20 protein-coding genes, 2 rRNA genes, 1 pseudogene and 1 riboswitch are annotated in these 22,804 nt (G+C 71.9%); of the genes and pseudogenes, 17 read left to right on the top strand and 6 right to left on the bottom strand.

Features of this window, described 5'->3' with window-relative positions:
- The 12 genes from FNX44_RS02205 to FNX44_RS02260 form a co-directional block, all read left to right on the top strand.
- Nucleotides 1-92 (top strand): 23S ribosomal RNA (locus tag FNX44_RS02205); the annotation flags it as partial.
- Between the two features lie 98 nt (nucleotides 93-190).
- Nucleotides 191-307 (top strand): 5S ribosomal RNA (gene rrf, locus FNX44_RS02210).
- Between the two features lie 160 nt (nucleotides 308-467).
- A complete protein-coding gene (gene clsA / locus FNX44_RS02215; RefSeq protein WP_143646196.1) occupies nucleotides 468-1,076 on the top strand; it encodes a cardiolipin synthase ClsA in 609 nt (202 codons plus the stop codon).
- A gap of 114 nt (nucleotides 1,077-1,190) precedes the next feature.
- On the top strand, nucleotides 1,191-3,686 hold the full coding sequence (locus tag FNX44_RS02220; protein WP_143646197.1) for a mannose-1-phosphate guanyltransferase: 2,496 nt from the start codon (nucleotides 1,191-1,193) through the stop codon (nucleotides 3,684-3,686).
- A gap of 99 nt (nucleotides 3,687-3,785) precedes the next feature.
- Complete coding sequence (locus FNX44_RS02225; RefSeq protein WP_143646198.1) at nucleotides 3,786-4,682, top strand: DUF881 domain-containing protein; 897 nt, start codon at nucleotides 3,786-3,788, stop codon at nucleotides 4,680-4,682.
- Nucleotides 4,679-5,011, top strand: a complete 333-nt coding sequence (locus tag FNX44_RS02230) for a small basic family protein (protein ID WP_143646199.1) — start codon at nucleotides 4,679-4,681, stop codon at nucleotides 5,009-5,011. Before FNX44_RS02225 ends, FNX44_RS02230 begins: the two co-directional genes overlap by 4 nt.
- Nucleotides 5,012-5,016: 5 nt before the next feature.
- Nucleotides 5,017-6,117, top strand: coding sequence for a DUF881 domain-containing protein (locus FNX44_RS02235; protein WP_143646228.1), 1,101 nt, complete (start codon nucleotides 5,017-5,019; stop codon nucleotides 6,115-6,117).
- Between the two features lie 94 nt (nucleotides 6,118-6,211).
- Nucleotides 6,212-7,066 (top strand): FHA domain-containing protein, encoded by an 855-nt coding sequence (locus FNX44_RS28715; RefSeq protein WP_323369023.1) that lies wholly within the window; start codon nucleotides 6,212-6,214, stop codon nucleotides 7,064-7,066.
- A gap of 21 nt (nucleotides 7,067-7,087) precedes the next feature.
- Entirely contained in the window at nucleotides 7,088-7,825 is a 738-nt protein-coding gene (gene ftsR / locus FNX44_RS02245) for a transcriptional regulator FtsR (protein ID WP_143646201.1), read from the top strand.
- A gap of 91 nt (nucleotides 7,826-7,916) precedes the next feature.
- Nucleotides 7,917-8,390, top strand: a complete 474-nt coding sequence (locus FNX44_RS02250) for a bifunctional nuclease family protein (RefSeq protein WP_143646202.1) — start codon at nucleotides 7,917-7,919, stop codon at nucleotides 8,388-8,390.
- 269 nt (nucleotides 8,391-8,659) lie between these two features.
- Nucleotides 8,660-9,211, top strand: coding sequence for a MerR family transcriptional regulator (locus tag FNX44_RS02255; protein ID WP_153506744.1), 552 nt, complete (start codon nucleotides 8,660-8,662; stop codon nucleotides 9,209-9,211).
- Between the two features lie 64 nt (nucleotides 9,212-9,275).
- Entirely contained in the window at nucleotides 9,276-10,682 is a 1,407-nt protein-coding gene (locus tag FNX44_RS02260) for a DNA polymerase IV (protein ID WP_143646204.1), read from the top strand.
- 75 nt (nucleotides 10,683-10,757) lie between these two features.
- On the opposite strand, the gene FNX44_RS02265 is transcribed toward FNX44_RS02260, so the two are convergent.
- Entirely contained in the window at nucleotides 10,758-11,144 is a 387-nt protein-coding gene (locus FNX44_RS02265; protein WP_143646205.1) for a PRC-barrel domain-containing protein, read from the bottom strand.
- A gap of 139 nt (nucleotides 11,145-11,283) precedes the next feature.
- A riboswitch (glycine riboswitch) is annotated at nucleotides 11,284-11,380 on the top strand.
- 186 nt (nucleotides 11,381-11,566) lie between these two features.
- On the opposite strand from FNX44_RS02265, the gene gcvP reads away from it, so the two are divergent.
- Nucleotides 11,567-14,458: an aminomethyl-transferring glycine dehydrogenase gene (gene gcvP / locus FNX44_RS02270; protein WP_143646206.1), complete on the top strand. Its 2,892-nt coding sequence runs from the start codon at nucleotides 11,567-11,569 to the stop codon at nucleotides 14,456-14,458.
- A 90-nt stretch (nucleotides 14,459-14,548) separates the two neighbouring features.
- Here the strand turns inward: gcvP and FNX44_RS02275 are convergent, their stop codons facing one another.
- Nucleotides 14,549-14,755: a DUF5999 family protein gene (locus tag FNX44_RS02275; protein WP_143646207.1), complete on the bottom strand. Its 207-nt coding sequence runs from the start codon at nucleotides 14,753-14,755 to the stop codon at nucleotides 14,549-14,551.
- Nucleotides 14,756-15,081: 326 nt separating this feature from the next.
- Nucleotides 15,082-15,663, bottom strand: coding sequence for a hypothetical protein (locus tag FNX44_RS02280; RefSeq protein ID WP_143646208.1), 582 nt, complete (start codon nucleotides 15,661-15,663; stop codon nucleotides 15,082-15,084).
- Between the two features lie 480 nt (nucleotides 15,664-16,143).
- On the opposite strand from FNX44_RS02280, the gene FNX44_RS02285 reads away from it, so the two are divergent.
- Both FNX44_RS02285 and FNX44_RS02290 read left to right on the top strand, forming a co-directional pair.
- On the top strand, nucleotides 16,144-17,640 hold the full coding sequence (locus tag FNX44_RS02285) for a glutamate-cysteine ligase family protein (protein ID WP_143646209.1): 1,497 nt from the start codon (nucleotides 16,144-16,146) through the stop codon (nucleotides 17,638-17,640).
- A gap of 128 nt (nucleotides 17,641-17,768) precedes the next feature.
- Entirely contained in the window at nucleotides 17,769-18,575 is an 807-nt protein-coding gene (locus FNX44_RS02290) for a CPBP family intramembrane glutamic endopeptidase (RefSeq protein ID WP_407699105.1), read from the top strand.
- Between the two features lie 25 nt (nucleotides 18,576-18,600).
- Here FNX44_RS02290 and FNX44_RS02295 read toward each other — a convergent pair whose 3' ends face one another.
- Together FNX44_RS02295 and FNX44_RS02300 are read right to left on the bottom strand one after the other, a co-directional pair.
- On the bottom strand, nucleotides 18,601-19,428 hold the full coding sequence (locus FNX44_RS02295) for a PhzF family phenazine biosynthesis protein (protein WP_143646210.1): 828 nt from the start codon (nucleotides 19,426-19,428) through the stop codon (nucleotides 18,601-18,603).
- An 86-nt stretch (nucleotides 19,429-19,514) separates the two neighbouring features.
- On the bottom strand, nucleotides 19,515-19,694 hold the full coding sequence (locus FNX44_RS02300; protein WP_143646230.1) for a hypothetical protein: 180 nt from the start codon (nucleotides 19,692-19,694) through the stop codon (nucleotides 19,515-19,517).
- Nucleotides 19,695-19,895: 201 nt separating this feature from the next.
- On the opposite strand from FNX44_RS02300, the gene FNX44_RS02305 reads away from it, so the two are divergent.
- Both FNX44_RS02305 and FNX44_RS02310 read left to right on the top strand, forming a co-directional pair.
- The gene (locus FNX44_RS02305) at nucleotides 19,896-20,939 is read left to right on the top strand and encodes an EamA family transporter (protein ID WP_143646211.1); all 1,044 of its coding nucleotides are present in this window, start codon (nucleotides 19,896-19,898) and stop codon (nucleotides 20,937-20,939) included.
- A 163-nt stretch (nucleotides 20,940-21,102) separates the two neighbouring features.
- Nucleotides 21,103-22,077 (top strand): annotated as a pseudogene (locus FNX44_RS02310) (DMT family transporter); the annotation flags it as partial.
- On the opposite strand, the gene FNX44_RS28720 reads toward FNX44_RS02310, so the two are convergent.
- Nucleotides 22,054-22,779 (bottom strand): pyridoxamine 5'-phosphate oxidase family protein, encoded by a 726-nt coding sequence (locus tag FNX44_RS28720; RefSeq protein WP_143646213.1) that lies wholly within the window; start codon nucleotides 22,777-22,779, stop codon nucleotides 22,054-22,056. The pseudogene FNX44_RS02310 and the gene FNX44_RS28720 sit on opposite strands and share 24 nt — an antisense overlap.
- Nucleotides 22,780-22,804 lie beyond the last annotated feature (25 nt).

Consider the following 22,804-nt stretch of genomic DNA (forward strand, 5'->3'; position numbering starts at 1 on the left):
GCTCCCAGTAGACGACTGGGTTGATAGGCCGGAGATGGAAGACCTGTGAGGGTTGGAGTTGACCGGTACTAATAGGCCGAGGGCTTGACCATATGTGCTCGCGTCCACTGTGTTGGTTCTGAGGCAACAGCTGCCGGAACCCGAACCGCATGCGTGTGGTGGGTTTGCCGGGTTGTTTGTTTCATAGTGTTTCGGTGGTCATAGCGATGGGGTAACGCCCGGTTACATTCCGAACCCGGAAGCTAAGCCTGTCAGCGCCGATGGTACTGCATGCGGGAGCGTGTGGGAGAGTAGGACGCCGCCGAACAAATATTGAGTTGAGGCCCTGCCGGTTTATCCGGCAGGGCCTCAACGCGTTTACGGCTCCGAGTGCCCGGCATGTGCGGCACACCCCGTGAAACGGGCGAGGGGCGCTGCCCGGTACAGTCGGTGCAGCTATCCGTACCGGCACCCCAGGAGGCACCTCGGTGGAGGTCCAGGAGACGCAGGTCCAGACGGACCGGGTCCTCACCGTTCCGAACATCCTCAGCATGGCGAGGCTCGTCGGCGTTCCCGTCTTCCTCTGGCTGATTCTCTGGCCGATCTTCGGCGGGCCGAACAACGACCTGTGGGCGCTCGCGGTGCTGGCCTTCAGCGGGATCAGCGACTACCTCGACGGCAAGCTCGCCCGACGCTGGAACCAGATCAGCAGTCTCGGCCGGATTCTCGATCCGGCGGCCGACCGGCTCTACATCCTCTCCACGCTTGTGGGCCTGACCTGGCGGGAGATCCTGCCGCTGTGGCTCACCGGCCTCCTGTTGGCCCGTGAGCTGGTACTTCTTGTCATGGTTTGGGTACTCGACCGCCACGGGTACGCGCCGCCGCAGGTCAACTTCCTGGGGAAGGCCGCGACTTTCAACCTCATGTACGCCTTCCCGTTGCTGCTTCTCAGTGACGGGACTGGCTGGCTGTCGTCACTCGCTGCTATTTTCGGATGGGCGTTCGCCGGATGGGGTACGGCTCTCTACTGGTGGGCAGGGATCCTTTACGTGGTTCAGGTCCGCCGAATTCTCCGGGCGGACGCCGCGGCCGACTGAGCCGGGCCTCCTCGCAGCGTCGCAGGGGCCGGGTGTTCCCCCGTTCCCGCGTGGGCCCACTCCGACGGGCTTGGTCGGCGACACCGTCGTCTCTTCGAGGAGGACGTAACCGACATGAAGGCCGTAGTGATGGCAGGCGGCGAGGGCACTCGACTTCGCCCCATGACCGCGAGCATGCCGAAGCCGCTTCTGCCGGTGGCCAACAGGCCCATCATGGAGCACGTGCTTCGACTGCTGAAGCGGCACGGCCTGACCGAGACAGTGGTTACCGTCCAGTTTCTCGCCTCCCTCGTCCGCAGCTATTTCGGCGACGGCGAGGAACTGGGAATGGAGCTCACCTACGCGAACGAGGAGAAGCCGCTCGGCACTGCCGGCAGCGTCAAGAACGCCGAGGAAGCGCTGAAGGACGACTCGTTCCTGGTCATCTCAGGCGACGCTCTCACGGATTTCGACCTGACGGACTTGATCCGCTTCCACAAGGAACGCGGCGCGCTGGTGACCGTCTGTCTCACCCGGGTTCCCAATCCGCTGGAATTCGGCATCACCATCGTCGACGACGAAGGGAAGGTGGAGCGTTTCCTGGAGAAGCCGACCTGGGGGCAGGTCTTCTCCGACACGGTCAACACTGGTATCTACGTCATGGAGCCGGAGGTCTTCGACTACGTCGAACCCGATGTTCCGGTGGACTGGTCGGGAGACGTGTTCCCCCAGCTCATGAAGGAGGGGAAGCCCGTCTACGGCTATGTCGCGGAGGGCTACTGGGAGGATGTCGGCACGCACGAGAGTTATGTGAAGGCTCAGGCCGACGTGCTGGAGGGCAAGGTCGACGTCGAGATCGACGGGTTCGAACTCTCGCCCGGTGTGTGGGTGGCGGAAGGTGCGGAGGTCCATCCCGACGCCGTTCTGCGCGGGCCGCTGTACATCGGCGACTACGCGAAGGTGGAGGGCGGAGCCGAGGTCCGGGAGCACACGGTCGTCGGGTCCAACGTGGTGGTCAAGAGCGGCGCCTTCCTGCACAAGGCGGTGGTCCACGACAACGTGTACATCGGCCCGCAGTGCAATCTGCGCGGCTGTGTCATCGGCAAGAACACCGACGTGATGCGGGCCGCCCGGATCGAGGACGGCGCGGTCGTCGGCGACGAGTGCTTCATCGGCGAGGAGTCGATCGTCCAGGGAAACGTGCGCATCTACCCGTTCAAGACGGTGGAGGCGGGCGCCTTCGTCAACACGTCCGTCATCTGGGAGTCGCGGGGACAGGCGCACCTGTTCGGTGCGCGCGGCGTCTCCGGCATCCTGAACGTGGAGATCACCCCCGAGCTGGCGGTCCGGCTCGCGGGCGCGTACGCGACCACCCTGAAGAAGGGTTCCACCGTCACCACCGCCCGCGACCACTCACGTGGTGCGCGCGCGCTGAAGAGGGCCATGATCTCGGCGCTCCAGGCGAGCGCGATCGACGTCACCGACCTGGAGAACGTGCCGCTGCCGGTGGCGCGCCAACTCACCGCCCGGGGCAACGCCGGCGGCATCATGATCCGTACTACGCCAGGTCTGCCGGAGTCGGTGGACATCATGTTCTTCGACGAGCGCGGCGCCGACCTCTCCCAGGCCGGGCAGCGCAAACTGGACCGCGTCTACGCCCGCCAGGAGTACCGGCGGGCCTTCCCCGGCGAGATCGGTGACCTCCGTTTCCCGTCGAGCGTGTTCGACGCGTACACCGGCGCGCTGCTGCGGGCGGTCGACACCACCGGGGTGGCCGAGGCCGGGCTGAAGATCGTCGTCGACTCGGCGAACGGCAGCGCCGGACTTGTGCTGCCCAGCCTGCTGGGCCGACTGGGCGTCGACTCCCTCACCATCAACCCCGGCCTGACCGAGGCGCGCCCGACCGAGACGGTCGAGGAACGCAGGGCGGGGCTGGTGCGCCTCGGCGAGATCGTCGGCTCGGCGCGCGCGGACTTCGGTATCCGCTTCGACCCGGTGGGCGAGCGCTTCTCCCTCGTCGACGAGCGCGGTCGGATCATCGAGGACGAGCGGACGCTGCTCGTGCTGCTCGACCTGGTGGCCGCGGAGCGGCGCAGCGGCCGGGTGGCGCTCCCGGTGACGACGACCCGCATCGCCGAGCAGGTCGCGGCCTACCACGGCACCCAGGTCGAGTGGACGACGACGTCGCCGGACGATCTGACCCGGGTAGGCAGGGAGGAAAGCACGATCTTCGGCGGGGACGGGCGGGGCGGCTTCGTCGTGCCGGAGTTCAGCTCCGTCTTCGACGGCGCGGCGGCCTTCGTCCGGCTCGTCGGTCTGGTCGCACGCACGCAGCTCACGCTGAGCCAGATCGACGCGCGCATCCCCCGCGCACATGTGCTGCGCCGGGACCTCGCCACTCCCTGGGCGGTCAAGGGCCTGGTCATGCGGCAGGTCGTGGAGGCGGCGGGGGAGCGGGAGGTGGACACCACCGACGGTGTGCGCATCGTCGAGCCCGACGGCCGCTGGGTCATGGTGCTGCCTGACCCGGCGGAGGCCGTCACCCATCTGTGGGCCGAGGGGCCGGACTCCACTTCGGCCGAGGCACTGCTCGACGAGTGGTCGGCGGTGGTGGAGAACGCCGGTCGCTGACTCCCCGGACACCGCCGGTGACATGGGGGAGTTGACCGCCGGGCGCGGCGTGCGGGGTCCGTTCGGCACCAGCCGGTCGGACGTGCGACGATGTGCGGCATGTCGCAGCAGCAACCGGTGGAGAAGACCGGCGGACGACCTGCGCGACCGGACGCCTCCATGTCGTTGCTCAACAACGTGATGGAACACAGCCTCGACGACGGCTACGCGGAGGCGGCCGCTCGCCGGGGTGAGGAGGGCCGGTCCGGCTTGCCCCGCACCCTGCGGGCCAAGCTCGGACTGGCCTTCGGCCTGGTCCTCGCGGCCCTGGTGGTGACGCTGGGCGCGGCGCAGGCGCAGGTGGCGGCGCCCACGGTGGCCAAGGAACGGCAGGAACTCATCGACCGTGTCGAGGACGGCACCCGGGAGGCGGACGAGCTGCAACGGCAGCTGGCGACCCTGCGGGAGTCGGTCGCCCGCATGCAGCGGGAGGCCCTGCGGCACGAGGGCGGGGACTCCGGCGAGCTGGTGTCCCTGCTCGCCGCCGCGACACCGGTGGAAGGCCCGGGTGTCAAACTGGTCGTGGACGACGCCAAGGGAAGCGGCGGGGACGGCGGCGGGCCGCGCGAGAGCAGCGGCTTCGCCGACACCGGTCGGCTCCGGGACCGCGATCTCCAGCGTGTGGTCAACGGGCTGTGGGAGTCGGGAGCCGAGGCGATCTCGGTGAACGACCAACGGCTCACGGCGCTTTCGGCGATCCGGGCGGCCGGTGACGCGATACTCGTCGACAACAAGCCGCTGGTACCGCCGTACACGGTGCTCGCCGTCGGCGACGGGCGCAACCTCAGCACCACGTTCCAGGACAGCGCCGACGGCCAGTACCTGCACGTGCTTCAGGAGAACTACGGCATCCGCACCAGCATCTCCGTCCAGGACAAGGTGCGGATGCCGGCCGCCCCGAGCCTGAACGTGCGAAGCGCGGAACCGTTGGAGAGAGGGAAGGGCAGCACAAGGTGATCGCCGTACTGGGACTCATCGTCGGCGTCGTGGCGGGTCTGGTGCTCCAGCCCGTCGTACCCACGGCCGTCGAGCCCTATCTGCCCATCGCGGTGGTCGCGGCGCTGGACGCGGTCTTCGGCGGCCTGCGTGCGATGCTCGACGGTATCTTCGACGACAAGGTCTTTGTCGTGTCCTTCCTGTCCAACGTCGTCGTGGCGGCGTTGATCGTGTTCCTCGGGGACAAGCTCGGCGTCGGCGCCCAGCTGTCCACGGGGGTGGTCGTCGTCCTCGGTATCCGCATCTTCTCCAACGCCGCCGCGATCCGGCGGCACATCTTCCGGGCGTGAGTGACATGGCCGACGAACGACAGAACCCCGAGGCTCCCGAGCCGGAGCGGACCGGGCCCGTCCACTCCGAGGGCAACGGGACGCCGGACGTGCCCGCCGGCGGCAGGCCCACCTCCGACCGCCCGGAGGACAAGCCGGCAGCCGAGGATGCCCCGCGCAAGCCGGGCGGGCGCGTACCGGCCGAGACACCCACTCCCACCCCGGCGACCGACAGGCCGGCCGCCGGACCGGCGAGGGAAGAACCGGCGGCGAAGCAACCGGCGACGAAACAGCCGACCACGGAAGGACCGACCACGGAAGGACCGGCGGCGGCAGGACCGGCGACCGGGGAGGCGACAGCCGAGGAGCCGGCGGACCGGGCCGCGGAGAAGCCCGAGCCGGAGGCGCCGAGCGGTCGGCGGCGGCTCGCCTCCGGCCTGTGGCCGCCCAGGATCAACCGCAACCAGCTGGTCGTGGCCCTGCTGCTGTTCGTGCTCGGGCTCGGTCTGGCCATCCAGGTGCGCCAGACCAGTGAGGGCAGCGCGCTGCGCGGCGCCCGCCAGGAGGACCTGGTGCGCATCCTCGACGAGCTGGACGACCGCACCACCAGGCTGGAGGACGAGAAGACCCGCCTGGAACGTCAGCGCTCGGAGCTGGAGAACAGCTCGGACCAGGCCGAGGAGGCCCGCCGGCAGACCCGCGAGCGCGAGCGCCAGCTCGGTGTGCTGGCCGGTACGGTCGCCGCCCAGGGCCCCGGTATCCACTTCGAGATCGGCGACCCCCGAGGAGTCGTCGAGGCCGACAAGCTGCTGGACGCCATCCAGGAGCTGCGCGCGGCCGGTGCCGAGGCGATCCAGGTCAACGGAGTCCGGGTGGTCGCCGAGACGTTCTTCTCCGACGCCAGCGGCGGTGTGCGGATCGACGGCCGGAAGGTCACCGCCCCCTACCGCTTCGACGTCATCGGCAAGCCGCAGGATCTCGAGCCGGCGTTGAACATCCCCGGCGGCGTGGTGCAGACGCTCCAGAAGGAGCAGGCCACGGTCACCATCGAACCGTCGGAGAAGATCGTCGTGGACGCCTTGCGGACGGCGAAGCGGCCTGACTACGCTCGGTCGTCATCGCAGTGAGGTCGACGATGATCCATTTCAGGGGGCGGCACGGTCGCGGAGCATCCGGTGGGGGAAACTGTCGGAAGGCGGCCGACGTTGTCAGGATGTCCGGATCGGCCTGTGTGAGAACCAACTGTCTGTCCTGCCCCACGGGCCGGCCTGTTTCGTGCGAGGGGAATCGCCCGTGAGTTTCTTTTCGAAGTTGTTCGGCAAGCGCCAGGACGCCGGCGACGGCGCCCCCCGGCACCGGGCGCCGCGCGGCGGCGCCGAGCCGGATCCGGCGTCGGCCGACGGCGCCGGGCGCCCCATGTTCCGCGACGAGGTCGCTACGGCAGAAGGTGACGTTTCCACCCGGCCTGGCGTGGTTTCTGTTGACCGGGGCGGTGCGGGCCGCATAGGTTTCGATGCACCATCAGCCTCGAGTACGGGTGGAGGGTTCCACTTGCCGGTATGCGCGAGGTGCGGCAGCCAGGCTGCCGAGTCCAGCCGCTTCTGCTCCCACTGCGGCGCGCCCCTGGGGGGTGGCGCGTCGGCCGAGCGGCCGTCGGAGACCACCTCCACCATCTCGATCACCGGCCTTGAGGCCTACGACGCCGAGGCGACGGGCCAGACGCCCATGCTGTCGCCGGAGGCGCTGGCCGCCGTGGAGGCGTTGCCGGCGGGCTCGGCGCTGCTGATCGTCCGGCGCGGCCCCAACTCGGGCAGCAGGTTTCTGCTGGACAGCGAGCTGACCACCGCCGGGCGGCACCCGCAGAGCGACATCTTCCTGGACGACTTCACCGTCTCGCGTCGCCACGTGGAGTTCCGGCGGCGTCCGGACGGGGTGTTCACCGTGGCCGACGTCGGCAGCCTCAACGGCACGTACGTCAACCGCGAGCCGATCGACCAGGTTGTGCTCAACAACGGCGACGAGGTCCAGATCGGCAAGTTCCGGCTGGTCTTCTTCACGGGCCAGCGAAGCATCTGACAACCCCGCGAGGGAAGGTTCATGCTTCATCAACCGTCGGGCGGTGCCGGGGACGGCACCGCCACCGCGGACCGCGGTCCGATGAGCATCGGCGCCGTGCTCAGCCTGCTGCGCGACGAGTTCCCCGAGATCACGATCTCCAAGATCCGCTTCCTGGAGTCGGAGGGGCTGGTCGAGCCGCAGCGCACACCCTCGGGCTACCGCAAGTTCTCCGCGCAGGACGTCGACCGGTTGACCCGGGTGCTGCGGATACAGCGCGACCACTACCTTCCCCTGCGGGTGATCAGGGAACATCTCGACGCAGAGGACCGCGGCGAGCCGGTGCCGCTGCCCTCACCCTCACCGCCTGGCGACGCGGAGGGGCCGGCCGCCCCGGAGGAGCCCGAGGCGCCGCGCCGGGCCGGCCGCGACGAGCTGCTGGCGACCGTCGGTGCCGAGGAGCCGCAGCTCGCCGAGTGGGAGTCCTACGGTCTGGTACGTGCGGAGGCCGACGGACGGTTCAGCCCCGAGACGGTCGCCACCGCCCGGCTGGTCGCCGAGCTGGGCCGGCACGGGCTCCAGGCCCGTCACCTCAGGGTCGCCCGGGCGGCGGCAGAGCGGGAGGCGGGACTGATCGAGCAGCTGGTGGCCCCGCTGCGCCGCCATCGCAATCCGCAGACCCGCGCCCACGCGGAGGCGACCGCACGGGACGTGGCGGCGCTCTCCGCGCGGTTGCACGCGGCCTACCTGGACGCCGCCGTCCGCGACCGCCTGCGCTGATCGGCCGCCCGGGGACCGTCCGGAGGCGGTATCGGGCCGTCCGCCGGTGCCCGACTATCCAAACCCGCCGTACACGTCCTAGGGTTGCTGTGTGAACGAGCTCGACGTCGTGGGTGTCCGGGTGGAAATGCCCTCCAACCAGCCGATCGTGCTTCTGCGCGAAGTGGGAGGCGATCGCTACCTCCCCATCTGGATCGGACCGGGGGAGGCGACCGCGATCGCCTTCGCCCAGCAGGGCATGACCCCCGCCCGGCCGCTGACGCATGACCTTTTCAAGGACGTACTGGAAGCCGTCGGGCAGGAACTGACCGCGGTCCGCATCACCGACCTGCGGGAGGGCGTCTTCTTCGCCGAGCTGGTCTTCGCCGGCGGGGTCGAGGTCAGCGCCCGTCCGTCCGACGCCATAGCGCTCGCGCTCCGCATGGGCACGCCCATCTACGGCAGCGAGGGGGTGCTCGATGACGCGGGCATCGCCATCCCCGACGAGCAGGAGGACGAGGTGGAGAAGTTCCGCGAGTTCCTCGACCAGATCTCGCCCGAGGACTTCGGTACGAGCAACCAGTGACCACGGCTTCGGGGCGGCCGCACGCCGGCCGTCCCGGGCCCCTCGCCCGGCCCGCCCGACGCGAACCGGCCATTCTTCCCGCCACGCGGGCACGCAAAACCACTCTTTGGGTGACCATCACCCGGCGTGCCGAGCGCGGCGATGGTTGACGCACCCCTAGTGACTATCTACCGTCATTGAGGCAGATCCCGGAGTGTCCACGGGATGTGAAGGGACGGAGGGTCGGCGTGAGCAGCACCGGCGAGAGCAGCGCGGCGAACCCCTGTCCGCTGCCCGAAGCCACGGCGCCGCCCGCCGCCAGACGGGTCCCCGCCGCCAGACGGCGGAGCGAGGAGGTCGGCTACCGCGGTCCCACCGCGTGCGCGGCGGCGGGCATCACCTACCGGCAGCTCGACTACTGGGCCAGGACGGGCCTGGTCGAGCCCAGCGTACGACCGGCCCACGGCTCGGGCAGCCAGCGTCTCTACAGCTTCCGGGACGTGGTCGTCCTCAAGATCGTCAAGCGGCTGCTGGACACCGGCGTCTCCCTCCAGAACATCCGCACCGCCGTTCGGCACCTGCGCAGCCAGGGCAGCGGGGTGCTCTCCCAGATGACCCTGATGAGTGACGGCGCCACCGTCTACGAGTGCTCCTCACCCGACGAGGTCGCCGAGCTCCTGCAGGGCGGGCAGGGCGTCTTCGGTATCGCGGTGGGCGTGGTGTGGCGGGACGTCGAGGGCGCGCTCGCCCAACTGCACGCCGAGTGCGTCGACACCGGGGAGACCATCGTCCGCGACAACCCGGCCGACGAACTCGCCCGCCGCCGCAACCGGGCCGGCTAGGGCCTGCCCCGGCACCCCCGCGCGTCGGGCGGCGTTGTCAGTGCCGTAGGGCACCATCTGCCTTGTGAGAGACGCCCCGACGATCCTGCACCTCGACATGGACGCGTTCTACGCGGCCGTCGAGCAGGCCGCCAAGCCCAGCCTCCGGGGCAAGCCGGTCATCGTCGGCGGGCTCGGTCCCCGTGGCGTGGTCGCCACGGCCTCCTACGAGGCCAGGGCCTTCGGGGTGCACTCGGCGATGCCGATGTCCCAGGCCCGCCGGCACTGCCCGCAGGCGGCCTTCCTCGTCCCCCGCTTCGAGGCGTACCGGCAGAACAGCGAGCTGGTGATGGCCAGGCTGGCCGCGCTCTCCCCGCTGGTCGAGCCGCTGAGCCTGGACGAGGCCTACGTAGATCTGGAGGCCGGGCCCACCGGGGGCGGCGCGCGGGCGGCCCGTGCGGCCGGTGAGCGGCTGCGCGCGGAGATCGTCGCGGCCACCGGGCTCAGCGCCTCGGTCGGCCTGGCCCGCACCAAGACGCTCGCGAAGATCGCCTCGGAGCGTGCCAAGCCGGACGGTCTGCTGGTCATCGAGCGGCACACCGAGCGGGAGGTGCTGGACGCCCTGCCGGTGCGTGCGCTGCCCGGGGTGGGACCGGCCACCGCCGAGACGCTGCGCCGGGCCGGTATCCACACGGTGGCCGAGGTCGCCGCCGCCGAGAGTCGGGAGCTGGTCCGGCTGCTCGGCTCGGCGCACGGCGCGGCCGTCCACACGATGGCGCTCGGCGCCGACGACCGTCCGGTGGTCGCCGAGCGCGAGTCGAAGTCCGTCTCCGTTGAGGACACCTACGACGAGGATGTCACCGACCGGGCGCTGATCGCGCTCAAGGTCGCCGAACTGGCCGCGCGGTGCGCCGGTCGGCTGCGGCGGGCCGGGCGCTCCGCCCGCACGGTCTCGGTCAAGGTACGAAGACACGACTTCACCACCCTGACCAGGAGCGAGACGCTGCGCGGTCCGACGGACGACGCCGGGGTGATCAGGGAGGCCGCCGGGCGGCTGGTCGCCGCCGTCGACACCGGCGACGGTGTGCGGCTGCTGGGTGTAGGGGTGAGCGGCCTCGCGGACTTCACCCAGGAGGACCTGTTCGCGCAGGCCAAGGCGGCGGCCGAGCCCCGCTCGCCGACCGAGGGCGAGGCGCGGCCCGGGCAGCCGGACCGTCCGGGTGCCTCCGTCGCGGCTGCGGCGCACGCGGCGGGTGCGGGCGGCGACGCCCATCCGGTAGTCGGCCCGCGCCGGCGCTGGCAGCCCGGGACCGACGTCTGGCACGCCGCGTGGGGGCCGGGCTGGGTGCAGGGCAGCGGGGTCGGGCGGGTCACCGTCCGCTTCGAGACGCCCGCCTCACCGCCCGGCCGGGTCCGCACGTTCCCCGTGGACGACCCCGACCTCACCGCGGCCGATCCGCTTCCACTGCTGCCCGGCCCGCCACCGGACTGAACCCGCGCACCCGCTCGGGCACGCCGGACGCCCGGGCGTCGGCCCTCCGCCGCCGACCGGGTGCGCCCCCGTGCCCTACTCCTCGTCCTGGCCCGCGATCTGGCCGAAGTCCTGGTCCGGTGGCGGCTCCTCGCGCCGCGTGGAGTCGGACGGGAGATCAAGTCCGTAGTGGTGGTAGAGCTGGAGCTCCTGCTCGGGCGAGAGATGTCGACCGACGCCGAAGTCCGGCGCCTCCTTGATCAACGCCCGCTCGTAGGGCACTCGCAGCACGTCGTCCACCAGCTCGCTGGGCGCCAGCGGGACAAAGGCGTCCCGGCTGAACAGCCCGGTGCGGACGGCCGCCCACTCCGGCTCCCCGGTCGCGTCGTCGAGGTACACCTCGTCGACCGTACCGATCTTCGTTCCGTCCCGGTCGAAGGCTTTGCGTCCGATCAAACTCCGTGGATCAATGTCGGTCTGCACGGTTCCTCCAACACCTAGGCGTCGCTGACTGCGCCGCCGGCAACCCCTCACCTCTACAAAAGTGCACTTTCGACCGGACGGCCAGTCGAGCGCGCGCGGCCCGTTCGAACACGTCGCTGGTAGGCTCGGAAACGGCTGTTGACCCCGCACGGGAGAGTCCGTCGGTCCCCGACCGGCGGCGCCGAAGGAGCAAACCCTCCCCGGAATCTCTCAGGCTCACGTACCGTGCGGACGAGGTCACTCTGGAAAGCAGGGCGGGCCATGGTCGGCACAGCGCCGAAGCCCCTCCTCACCGACGGTGAAAGCCGGCGCGCGGCCAGCGTGCCGGTGAAGCTCTCAGGTCGTGATGACAGAGGGGGAGGCCGACGGGCACCGACGCCGTGGTGCCCCCGCAGGTCGATAAGACCAGGAGGCCTCCGCAGATGACTCAAGAACGCACGCCGCTCGCCGCCCTCGAGCAGGGCGTTCCCTTCACCCGTCGCCACATCGGCCCGGACGCCGCAGACCAGGCCAAGATGCTGGCCCAGGTCGGTTACGGCTCGCTGGACGAGCTGACGGCCGCCGCCGTACCGGACGTGATCAAGAGCGCCGAGGCGCTGGATCTGCCCGCCGCCCGCACCGAGGCCGAGGTCCTCGCCGAGCTGCGCGAGCTCGCGGACCGCAACCAGGTGCTGGCGCCGATGATCGGCCTGGGCTACCACGGCACCTTCACCCCGCCGGTCATCCTCCGGAACGTCATGGAGAACCCGGCCTGGTACACCGCCTACACCCCCTATCAGCCGGAGATCTCCCAGGGCCGGCTGGAGGCGCTGCTCAACTTCCAGACCGTCGTCGCGGACCTGACCGGGCTGCCCACCTCGGGCGCCTCGCTGCTCGACGAGGGCACCGCCGCCGCCGAGGCGATGTCCCTCTCCCGGCGCGTCGGCAAGGTCAAGAAGGGCGTCTTCCTGGTCGACGCCGACTGTCTGCCGCAGACGATCGCGGTGATCGAGACCCGCGCCGAGCCCACCGGCGTCGAGGTGGTCGTCGCCGACCTGACCGACGGCATCCCGGCCGACGTCGCCGAGCGCGGTGTGTTCGGCCTCCTGCTGCAGTACCCGGGTGCCTCGGGCGCGGTCCGCGACCACCGGGCGCTCATCGAGCGGGCCCACGAGCTCGGCGCGGTGGTGACCGTGGCCGCCGACCTGCTCGCGCTGACGCTGCTCACCTCGCCCGGCGAGCTCGGCGCGGACATCGCTGTCGGCAGCAGCCAGCGCTTCGGTGTGCCGATGGGCTTCGGCGGCCCGCACGCGGGTTTCATGGCCGTCCGGGAGAAGTTCGCCCGCAGCCTGCCCGGCCGACTGGTCGGCGTCTCCGTCGACGCGGACGGCAACAAGGCCTACCGCCTGGCGCTGCAGACCCGTGAGCAGCACATCCGCCGAGAGAAGGCCACCAGCAACATCTGCACCGCCCAGGTGCTGCTCGCCGTCATGGCCGGCATGTACGCCGTCTACCACGGCCCGGACGGGCTCGCCGCGATCGCCCGCCGCACCCACCGCTACGCGGCGGTCCTGGCCGCCGGACTGCGGGCGGGCGGGGTGGAGATCGTCCACGGCGAGTTCTTCGACACGGTGACCGCCCGGGTGCCCGGTCGGGCCGCCGAGGTCGTCGAGGCGGCCCGCGACAACGGCGTCAACCTGCGCCTGGCCGACGCCGACCTGGTGGGCGTCGCCTGCGACGAGACCACCACCCGCGCCCAGCTGGACGCCGTGTGGCGCGCGTTCGGCGTCAGCGTCCCCGCTGACATCGAAGCGCTGGACGCGGCCGCCGCCGACGCCCTGCCGGACGCACTGCTGCGGCAGGACGAGTACCTGGACCACCCGGTCTTCCACCAGCACCGCTCCGAGACCGCGATGCTGCGTTACCTGCGCCGCCTCGCCGACCGGGACTACGCGCTGGACCGCGGCATGATCCCGCTCGGCTCCTGCACGATGAAGCTCAACGCCACCACCGAGATGGAGCCGGTGACCTGGCCCGAGTTCGGTGCGCTGCACCCCTTCGCTCCGGTGGAGCAGGCCGGCGGCTACCTCACGCTGATCCGCGAGCTGGAGGAGCGGCTGGCCGAGGTCACCGGCTACGACAAGGTCTCCATCCAGCCCAACGCGGGTTCGCAGGGCGAGCTGGCCGGCCTGCTCGCGGTCCGCGCCTACCACCGGGCGAACGGGGACGACCAGCGCACGGTGTGCCTGATCCCGTCCTCCGCGCACGGCACCAACGCCGCGAGCGCCGTGATGGCCGGCATGAAGGTGGTCGTCGTCGCGACCGGCGAGAACGGCGACGTGGACACCGACGACCTGCGGGCGAAGATCGAGAAGCACCACGACGAGCTGGCCGTCCTGATGGTCACCTACCCCTCGACGCACGGTGTGTTCGAGGAGCACATCACCGACATCTGCGCGGCCGTGCACGACGCCGGCGGGCAGGTCTACGTGGACGGTGCGAACCTGAACGCGCTGGTGGGCCTCGCCAAGCCGGGCCGCTTCGGCGCCGACGTCTCCCACCTGAACCTGCACAAGACGTTCTGCATCCCGCACGGCGGCGGCGGTCCGGGCGTCGGCCCGGTGGCCGTCCGCGCCCACCTGGCGCCCTACCTGCCCAACCACCCGCTCCAGCCCACCGCCGGCCCCGCCACCGGCATCGGCCCGATCTCCGCCGCGCCCTGGGGCTCGGCAGGCATCCTGCCGATCTCCTGGGCGTACGTGCGGCTCATGGGCGCCGAGGGGCTGCGCCGCGCCACCCAGGTCGCGGTGCTCAGCGCCAACTACGTGGCGAAGCGCCTCGAGCCGCACTACCCGGTGCTCTACACCGGTCCCGGCAACCTCGTCGCGCACGAGTGCATCATCGACGTGCGGCCGCTAACCAAGTCGACCGGCGTGAGCATCGACGACGTCGCCAAGCGTCTGATCGACTACGGCTTCCACGCGCCGACGATGTCGTTCCCGGTGGCCGGCACCCTGATGATCGAGCCCACCGAGAGCGAGGACCTCGCCGAGCTGGACCGGTTCTGCGACGCGATGATCGCGATCCGCGCCGAGGTCGAGCAGGTCGCCGACGGCACGTGGAACGCGGAGAACAGCCCGCTGCGGGGCGCCCCGCACACCGCCGAACAGCTTGCGGGGGAGTGGGACCTGCCCTACGACCGGCAGACCGCCGCCTTCCCGCCCGGTGTGCGCGCCGCCGACAAGTACTGGCCGCCGGTCCGCCGTATCGACGGTGCCTTCGGCGACCGGAACCTCGTCTGCTCCTGCCCCCCGCTGGAGGATTACGACGGCTGACCGGCCTCACCGAAGAGGCGGTCTCATCCTGGGAACAAGCGCACGAGACGGAGCTCCGGCCACTGGTCGGGGCTCCGTCTCGTTGAGCGGTCAGGCAGCGGTGGCCACGTGTTCCGGGCCCAGCGGTCGGTGCGGAGCGATGACCTGGCCGTCCGGCAGCAGTTCGCCGGTGTCCTCGAAGAAGACAACGCCGTTGCACAGCAGACTCCACCCCTGCTCGGGGTGGTGGGCCACCAGGTGGGCGGCCTCCCGGTCGGCCGAGTGGGCGGAGGGGCACTGTGGTTGGTGCGGGCACATGGTGTGGTTCTTTCGGTCTGACGTCGCTGGCTGTGAGGTTGTCGCTGACGTGCTTGGTGCGGGTGGGACGCTCCACGCCCCGTGGCTGTCGCCGGTCATCGCCGCTCCCCCGTCCGATCCGGTTGCCATCCAGTGTTGTCCCGCGGACGCGCGTTCCGCAGGAGAATCCCCGATCGTGGTACTCACTCGTGTGAGACGCGTCACGCGGGCTGACGGTTGCCCGCCGAACGGGGGATCCGCCGTGGAACGCCGACAGCCGGGGTGGCGGGAGGTCGAGTCGATCCTCCGCAACACCCCGGCTGTCGGAACCGGCCGTCCAGGGGCCGTCAGGCGGTCCGCATCAGCCCCACCGGCGCGGACAGCCGCTCCGTGAGCAGCGGAAGCAGCTCCCTGGCACGGTGCGGCCGGTTGGCGGCGACGCCCGGTGGAGCCGGTACGAGGGGGACGAGCAGGTCGCTCTCGTTGATGTCGTCCGGTCGCTCGGCGGAGCTGAGGCCGTGCAGCCACAGCGTCATCATGTACAACTCCGGCACGGACAGCAGGCGCGGTTCGTAGGGCCCGGTGAGTGTGTCCGCCAGCAGCAGGCAGCGTTCCACGGAGTCTGCGTAGGGGCCTTCCGCGAAGTGTGAGAACACCCAGCCGTCGGCGGTGGGAGTGGCGTCGGCGGTGACCACCGTGCGCTCCGCCTGCCGGACGAGGAAGCGCCAGCCCGCGGCCTGGGACCGGGGGGCGCCGCCGCGCACGCCGCTGAGCAGGTACAGCGGGAGCGCGGCCTCGGGGGTGAGGGGCGTCCCCAGCGCGAGCGCCGCGCGCAGCCTGCCGGTGGCATGGGAGGCCGGGGTGGAGTCGAGGGCGGCCAGGACGGTGCGCAGTGCGGCCGGAGGGGCCTTGCGGGCATGCAGGGGCATGGTGGTCGCCTCTCACTCGGGAGACTCGGGGTCGCCCCGACACGGCCGGACGGTGGGGCCGTTCGGCGGGTGCGCGGCGGAGTGCAGGGGGAGTGGATGCAGGTGCCGCTCGCCGAAGGCGGTCGGGGATGCGGCCTCTTCGGCGGAGTTTATACGAGACTTGTTCGGTAGGTGTTTCGGCTAGCGGCCGCCCGCATATCCGGCAAGGTTAAATCCGGTCGGGTAGCGTGGGGCTCCACGCAGGGGCGTGTCAAATGGAGATCCCCTGACGTCGTAATCGTCCGCAGCGGCGGACGGCCTGATCCCGACCGTCCGAGGGGAAGGTCGTCGACGTCGTCCGGCCAGCCGGCCGTATGCCGCGTGAATGTGCCGCCGGTCCGTACGGAGGGAGCATAAACCGCCGCCCGCCCGGCGCGGAGCGTTATCGGGCTTCTCGCGGGGCATCATCCGGGCACGCTCACACGAGGAGGGGACCCGCCCATGGGCGAGAAGGTTGCCGCCGAGGCGTTCGGCCCGGCGGAACGGCGGCGCTACGGGGAGAAGCTGCACCGGTGTCTGGAGGCGCTGGACCGGTTGCTGGCCGAGCGGCGCTTCGACCGGCCGCGGAACCTGATGGGGCTGGAGATCGAATTGAATCTCGCCGACGCCGACGGGATGCCCCGGATGAAGAACGCCCAGGTGCTCGACCGCATCGGGAGCCAGGATTTCCAGACGGAACTCGGGCAGTTCAACCTGGAGGTGAATATCCTCCCGCATCCGCTGACCGGGCGAGTACTGGACCAACTGGCTGAGGAACTCCGCACCGGACTGGCGTACGCGGACCGAAAGGCCGGCGAGGTCGCCGCCGGCATCGTGATGATCGGCATTCTTCCCACCCTCACCGGGGAGGACCTGGTGGCGGCCAACCTCTCCGCCGCCGACCGGTACACCCTGCTCAACGAGCAGATCATGGCCGCCAGGGGCGAGGAGATCGTGCTGGACATCGAGGGTGTGGAGCGGCTGCGCTACGTGGCCGGCTCGATCGCCCCGGAGGCCGCCTGCACCTCGGTGCAGCTGCACCTCCAGGTGACCCCGGCGCGCTTCCCCGGCGTGTGGAACGCCGCCCAGGCCGCCGCGGCCGTTCAGGTGGCGGTGGGCGCGAACTCGCCGTTCGTCTTCGGGCGGGAGCTGTGGCGCGAGTCCCGGGTGCCGCTGTTCCTCCAGTCGACGGACTCACGGCCGCCGCAGTTCCGCGACCAGGGGGTGCGGCCGCGCACCTGGTTCGGCGAGCGGTGGATCAGCTCCGCGTACGACCTCTTCGAGGAGAACGTGCGCTACTTCCCGGCGCTGATCCCGATCCGCGACGAGGAGGACCCGCTCGAGGTGCTGGACGGCGGCGGCGTGCCCTCGCTCGCCGAACTCGTCCTGCACAACGGCACGGTCTACCGCTGGAACCGGCCCGTGTACGGCGTCGCGGACGGGGTGCCGCATCTGCGGGTGGAGAACCGGGTGCTGCCGGCCGGGCCGACCGTGACCGACGTGCTCGCGAACACCGCGTTCTACTACGGCCTGGTCCGCGCGCTGGCCGACGACCCCAGACCGGTGTGGACGCGGATGCCGTTCGAGCGGGCGGCGGAGAACTTCGACACCGCCTGCCGGCACGGCGTCGACGCCCGGCTGAGCTGGCCGCGCTCGGGGCGCGGTGGCGGACTGGCCACGCTGCCGGTGGAGCGTCTGGTCCGCGACGAGCTGCTGCCGGCGGCCGCGGCGGGCCTGGACGCCTGGGGGGTGGAGCCCGGCGACCGGGACCGCTACCTGGGCGTCATCGAGCAGCGCTGCGCGCGGCGGACCAACGGTGCCTCCTGGCAGGCCGCCGCCTACCACCGCGCCCGCGAGGGAGGGCTCGACCGGGAGAAGGCGCTGGCCGCGACCGTCCGCGCGTACTGCGAGCTGGCCCGCACCGGAGAGCCCGTGCACACCTGGCCGCCCGGCCCCTGACGCGCGGGTCGCCCGGACCACCGTCCGCCGGGTACGGCAAGCTTGGGGCTGCCGCACCCGGCGGACTCCCGGTGGACGTCCCCGGCGGCGGACGGCGGTGTGAGCGACGGGAGGCGGGTGTGCGGCCGGTGTTCAAGGACGGCGGATCGGTGGGGGCGGGAGCGGAACCGGTGCCGGCCGGGCCGACGCCGCGCACCCTGCGCAACGAGGCGCTGCTGGTGCTCGCCCTCTCGCTGGGGGCCAGCGCGCTCGCCGCGCTGATCAGCTTCACCGGTGCGCTGACCCGCCCCGGCGGGCTCAGCGACCAGGCGGCCAACCTGAACCGCTCGCTCGCCCCCGACCGGCCCTGGCTCGACCTCGCCTGGCAGCTCTTCGGTATCGCCACCGCCCTGGTGCCGGTACTCCTGGTGCTGCACCTGCTGGGCAGGGAGGGCGCCGGCCCCCGCGCGATCGGCTTCGACCTGCGGCGGCCCGGCTTCGACCTCGGTCGGGGCGCGCTGCTCGCCGCCGGCATCGGCGGCAGCGGCCTGCTGCTGTATCTGGGCGCCCGGGAGGCGGGGCTGAACCTCACCGTCGTGCCGGAGTCGCTGCCCGAGGTCTGGTGGAAGTATCCGGTGCTCGTCCTCTCCGCGGTGCAGAACTCCGTGCTGGAGGAGGTCATCGTCGTCGGCTACCTGCTGCGCCGGCTCGACCAGTTGGGCTGGGGCGCCGGTGCCGCGATGGCCGCGAGCGCCGTACTCCGCGGCCTCTACCACCTCTACCAGGGCATCGGCGGCCTGGTGGGCAACATGGTGATGGGTGTGATCTTCGTCTGGCTCTACCGGCGGTGGGGCAGGGTGGGGCCGCTTGTCGCGGCCCACGCCCTGATCGACATCGTCGCCTTCCTCGGCTACGGCCTGCTCGCCGGGAAGGTGGGCTGGCTGCCGACCGTGTGACCCGGCCGGGGCCTCGCGAAGAGAGTCAGCCCGCGAGCGGGACCAGCAGGTCGCCCTCGATGACGGTGACGGCGGAACCGCGCAGCAACGTGCGGTCGCCGCGCACCTCGGTGCGCACCAGACCGGTACGCGCCGACGCCTGAAGCCCGGTCAGGCTGTTCCGGCCGAGCCGCTGCGACCAGAAGGGCGCGAGGGCGGTGTGCGCGCTGCCGGTGACCGGGTCCTCGGCGATGCCCACGGCGGGGAAGAAGCACCGGGAGACGTAGTCGTGGCCCGCGGCGTCCTCGGCGGCGCGGGCGGTGACGATCACGCCGCGGCCCCTGAGCCGGGCGAGCTGCCCGAGGTCGGGGTCCAGGGCGCGTACGCAGGCCTCGTCGGTGACCTCCACGAGCAGATCTCCCACGTTCTCACCGGTGTGGTGGACGGACAGGACCGGGGTGCCCAGCGCGGCGCGTGCCGCCTCGGGCAGTTCGGCGGGCCGCAGCGGAGCGGTGGGGAAGTCGAGCACCACCGAGCCGTCGTCCCGCGCCTCGGCACCCAGCACTCCGGAGAGCGTCGCGAAGCGCACCGGGCCGGACCGGCCGGTGGCGGTGCGGAGCACGTGCGCGGTGGCGAGTGTGGCGTGCCCGCACAGCCGCACCTCGGTGGTCGGGGTGAACCAGCGCAGCGCCCAGTCGGCCTCGGCGTGTCCGGGCAGGCGGTGGGCGAACGCCGTCTCGGACAGGTTGACCTCGGCGGCGAGGCGCTGGAGCGCGTCGTCCGGCGGGAAGCCGCCGCCGTCGAGCAGCACGACGGCCGCGGGGTTGCCGGCGAACGGGCGGTCGGTGAACGCGTCCACGTAACGGATCCTCATGGCGGCGACGCTAGGAGAGCGCCGTGCGGCGGCGACACGGCCAATCGCGTGGTCGTGGCCTCCTCCGGGCCGGCGGTGGCGGGGCGTCAGCCGACGTGCCATATCTCGGCCGCGTCGAAGGCGTCCGAGACCGGGGGAGAGGCGTGCGAGTCGGCGTCCTCGTGGCAGTGGAAGGCGGACCAGAACACGTCCCCCGGGAGCGCGTCCCCGGGCGCGTACACGCGGTAGACGAACTGGCGCCCGTCCGGCGACGGCAGCGCCACCATCCAGACCTTCAGGCGGTGTTGCTCGCGGGTCGTCAAGGCGGGCTCCTCCTCCGGCGGCCACGGGCGGATCAGGGGAGTAGACGAGCGGTGGGGGGGCCGGGGTTGCACTCGCCCGGGTGGCCGGAGCGGGCGACGTCTCACACTCTGGATGACAGGTGCTAACGACTCGACACTCATGTTGTGGCTGGGCATCATGGCCGGATGCACCAGAGCACCCCGTCGCCGGCCGCGCGTTCGCGCGTCGGCCTGATCCTGGCCCTGACCTCGGCACTCGCCTTCGGCGGCTCCGGAGTCGTGGCCAAACCACTCATCGAGGCCGGACTCGCGCCGCTGCACGTCACCTGGCTCCGAGCCGCCGGCGCCGCCGTCCTGCTGCTGCCGCTGGCCTGGCGGTACCGGCGGCTGGTGTGGGAACGACCGGGCCTGCTGGCGGGCTTCGGTCTCTTTGCCGTGGCCGGCGTGCAGGCGTGCTACTTCGCGGCGATCTCCCGCATCCCCGTGGGCGTGGCGCTGCTCATCGAGTACCTCGGCCCGGCGCTGCTGCTCGGCTGGGTGCGCTTCGTGCAGCGCCGACCGGTCTCCCGCGCCGCCGGGGTGGGTGTGGTGCTCGCGGTGACGGGCCTGGCGTTCGTCGTGGAGATATGGGCCGGGCTGGGATTCGACGCCATCGGCATCCTGTTGGCGCTGGGCGCCGCCTTCTGCCAGGTCGGGTACTTCGTGCTCGCCGACCACGGCTCAGCCGGCGGAGAGGGCAAACCGCCGGCCGAGCCCGCCGGAGTCATCGCGTACGGCCTGCTGTTCGGAGCGCTGCTGCTGACCGTCGTCGCGCGGCCGTGGGGCATGGACTGGTCGGTCCTGGGCGGCTCTGCGTCGATGGACGGCCGCGAGGTGCCGGCGCTGCTGCTGCTCGGCTGGATCGTGCTGGTGGCGACGGTGGCCGCCTACCTCACCGGGGTGCTGGCGGTACGGCGGCTGTCGCCGCAGGTCGCCGGGGTCATCGCCTGTCTGGAGGCGGTCGTGGCGACGGTCCTGGCCTGGGTCGTGCTCGCCGAGCACCTGGGCGCGGCGCAGGTCGTCGGCGGCACGCTGGTACTCGCCGGTGCGCTGATCGCCCAGCGCTCCGCGCCCCGCCCGGCGGCCGGCGAGCCGGTCGCCGCGGGACCCGGCCCGCTGCCCGCGCCCACCGAGGAAGGCCCGCTGCCCGCGTCCACCGGGGACTTGCCGACGGCCGCGCGCCGTCCGTAGGGTTGCCGCCATGCTCCAGACAGTGCTTCCGCCGCCCGCCGCGTAGGGCGGGCCCCTCAGGAGGATCGAGCCGACGGCCGACACCGGTCGCTCGGCCGGTCGCCGTCGCCCGCCCACGGGACACGCGACCCTCTTCACTCCTCCCTGATTCGCGGAGCACTCCATGAAGCTCGACCACAAACCCGCCCTGCCCGTGGGCCGGGGCCTGTCCTACGTCCTGATCGCCGCCATCGCCTGGGGCACGGCCGGCGCGGCGGCGGCCGTCCTGTTCGACACCAGCGGCCTGGGTCCGGTGGCGCTCACCTTCTGGCGCACGGCGGGCGGGCTGCTCCTGCTGGCGCCGCTCCTGCTGCTGCGGGCCCGTCGCGGTCGGCGCGGTGCCGGGCGGTCCGCCGGGTCCGGGCGTCCGCTCTCCTGCCGGGTCCGGCTGGGCCGCGCCCTGGCCACCGGAATGAGCCTGACGGTCTTCCAGACCGCCTACTTCGGCGCCGTCCACGCCACCGGCCTGGCGGTGGCCACCGTGGTCACCCTCGGCGCCGGACCTGTCCTCATCGCACTGGGCGGGCGGCTGTGGATGGCCGAACGGCTGGGCCGGGGCGGCGCCCTGGCGGTGGCGGGCGCCGTGACGGGCCTGGCCGTCCTCGTCCTGGGCGGCGCCGACGGCTCCGGCACGGTCGTCCCGCTCGGCGTCGGCTACGCCCTGCTCTCCGCCCTCGGCTACAGCGCCATGACCCTCCAGGCCAGGCACCGCGCCCGGGCCGGCGAGCACGTCGACTCGCTGGGCGCGACGATCTCCTCGTTCGCGGTCGGCGCCGTGCTGCTGCTTCCCGCGGCGATGTGGGAGGGACTGTGGCCGGTGTCGGCGGAACTCGGCGACTGGCTGCCGATGATGGTCTACCTGGCGGCCGTGCCGACCGCGCTGGCCTACGGCCTGTACTTCACCGGCCTGGTCGCGGTACGGGCGGCGACGGCGGCGGTGATCGCGCTGATCGAGCCGGTGACCGCCGCGGTGCTGGCCGTCGTCCTGCTCGGGGAGCACCTGACGGCCACCACCGTGGCCGGCACGACCGTGCTGCTCACGGCGGTGGCGGCGCTGGTGGTGGCCGAGTCGCGGTCAGGGGCGGGCGTATCCCGTCAGGTAGCCGGGGGCGGTGATCGCCGGGTCGAGGTCCTCGGCGGGGCGCAGCGGCCCGTAGGACTCGCGGACCGGGAGGACACCGCTCCAGTGCAGGAGTGACAGGTCCTCCGGTTCCTCGTTGGGGCCGCCCTGCCGGAGCTTCGCCGACACCTCGGCGAGGTCGAGCGCGAGCACCGCCGTGGCGGCCAGCTCCCTGGCGTTGCCGGGTCGGCAGTCCGCGGCCCTTCCGGGGATCACGTGGTCGACGAGCGCGTCCAGCACCTCCGCCTTGAGGTCGGGATCGGTGACCTGGCGGGCGGTGCCGTGCACCACCACGGACCGGTAGTTGACGGAGTGGTGGAAGGCGGACTTCGCCAGCACCAGCCCGTCGACGTGGGTGACCGTCACGCACACCGGGACGCCCGGGTCGCGCCGCCCGGCCAGCAGCGGGCGCGAACCGGTGGAGCCGTGCACGTAGAGGGTCTCGCCGATCCGCGCGTACAGGGTCGGCAGCACCACCGGCGCGCCGTCGCGCACAAAGCCGAGATGGCAGAGGTAGCCCTCGTCGAGTATCGCGTGCACGGTCTCCCGGTCGTACGCGGCGCGCTGCGGGGCGCGGCTGGGGACCGTGCGGTCGGTACGCGGGTACGAACCGGCGCGGACCGCGGGCGCGGCGTCTCCCGCGGGCACGGCGGCGGGGGTCGGCGAGGTGGTGTCGGACATGCCTTCTCCTTGCGGCGCTGTATGT

The sequence above is a fragment of the Streptomyces alkaliterrae genome (assembly GCF_007097205.2).
In the GTDB taxonomy this organism is placed as follows: domain Bacteria; phylum Actinomycetota; class Actinomycetes; order Streptomycetales; family Streptomycetaceae; genus Streptomyces; species Streptomyces alkaliterrae.

Coding starts and splice junctions, on each gene's coding strand:
- FNX44_RS02220 (WP_143646197.1), top strand. CDS start 1,191: ATGAAGGCCGTAGTGATGGCAGGCGGCGAGGGCACTCGACTTCGCCCC.
- FNX44_RS02225 (WP_143646198.1), top strand. CDS start 3,786: ATGTCGCAGCAGCAACCGGTGGAGAAGACCGGCGGACGACCTGCGCGA.
- FNX44_RS02235 (WP_143646228.1), top strand. CDS start 5,017: ATGGCCGACGAACGACAGAACCCCGAGGCTCCCGAGCCGGAGCGGACC.
- ftsR (WP_143646201.1), top strand. CDS start 7,088: ATGCTTCATCAACCGTCGGGCGGTGCCGGGGACGGCACCGCCACCGCG.
- gcvP (WP_143646206.1), top strand. CDS start 11,567: ATGACTCAAGAACGCACGCCGCTCGCCGCCCTCGAGCAGGGCGTTCCC.
- FNX44_RS02275 (WP_143646207.1), bottom strand. CDS start 14,755: ATGTGCCCGCACCAACCACAGTGCCCCTCCGCCCACTCGGCCGACCGG.
- FNX44_RS02280 (WP_143646208.1), bottom strand. CDS start 15,663: ATGCCCCTGCATGCCCGCAAGGCCCCTCCGGCCGCACTGCGCACCGTC.
- FNX44_RS02285 (WP_143646209.1), top strand. CDS start 16,144: ATGGGCGAGAAGGTTGCCGCCGAGGCGTTCGGCCCGGCGGAACGGCGG.
- FNX44_RS02295 (WP_143646210.1), bottom strand. CDS start 19,428: ATGAGGATCCGTTACGTGGACGCGTTCACCGACCGCCCGTTCGCCGGC.
- FNX44_RS02300 (WP_143646230.1), bottom strand. CDS start 19,694: ATGGTGGCGCTGCCGTCGCCGGACGGGCGCCAGTTCGTCTACCGCGTG.
- FNX44_RS02305 (WP_143646211.1), top strand. CDS start 19,896: ATGCACCAGAGCACCCCGTCGCCGGCCGCGCGTTCGCGCGTCGGCCTG.
- FNX44_RS28720 (WP_143646213.1), bottom strand. CDS start 22,779: ATGTCCGACACCACCTCGCCGACCCCCGCCGCCGTGCCCGCGGGAGAC.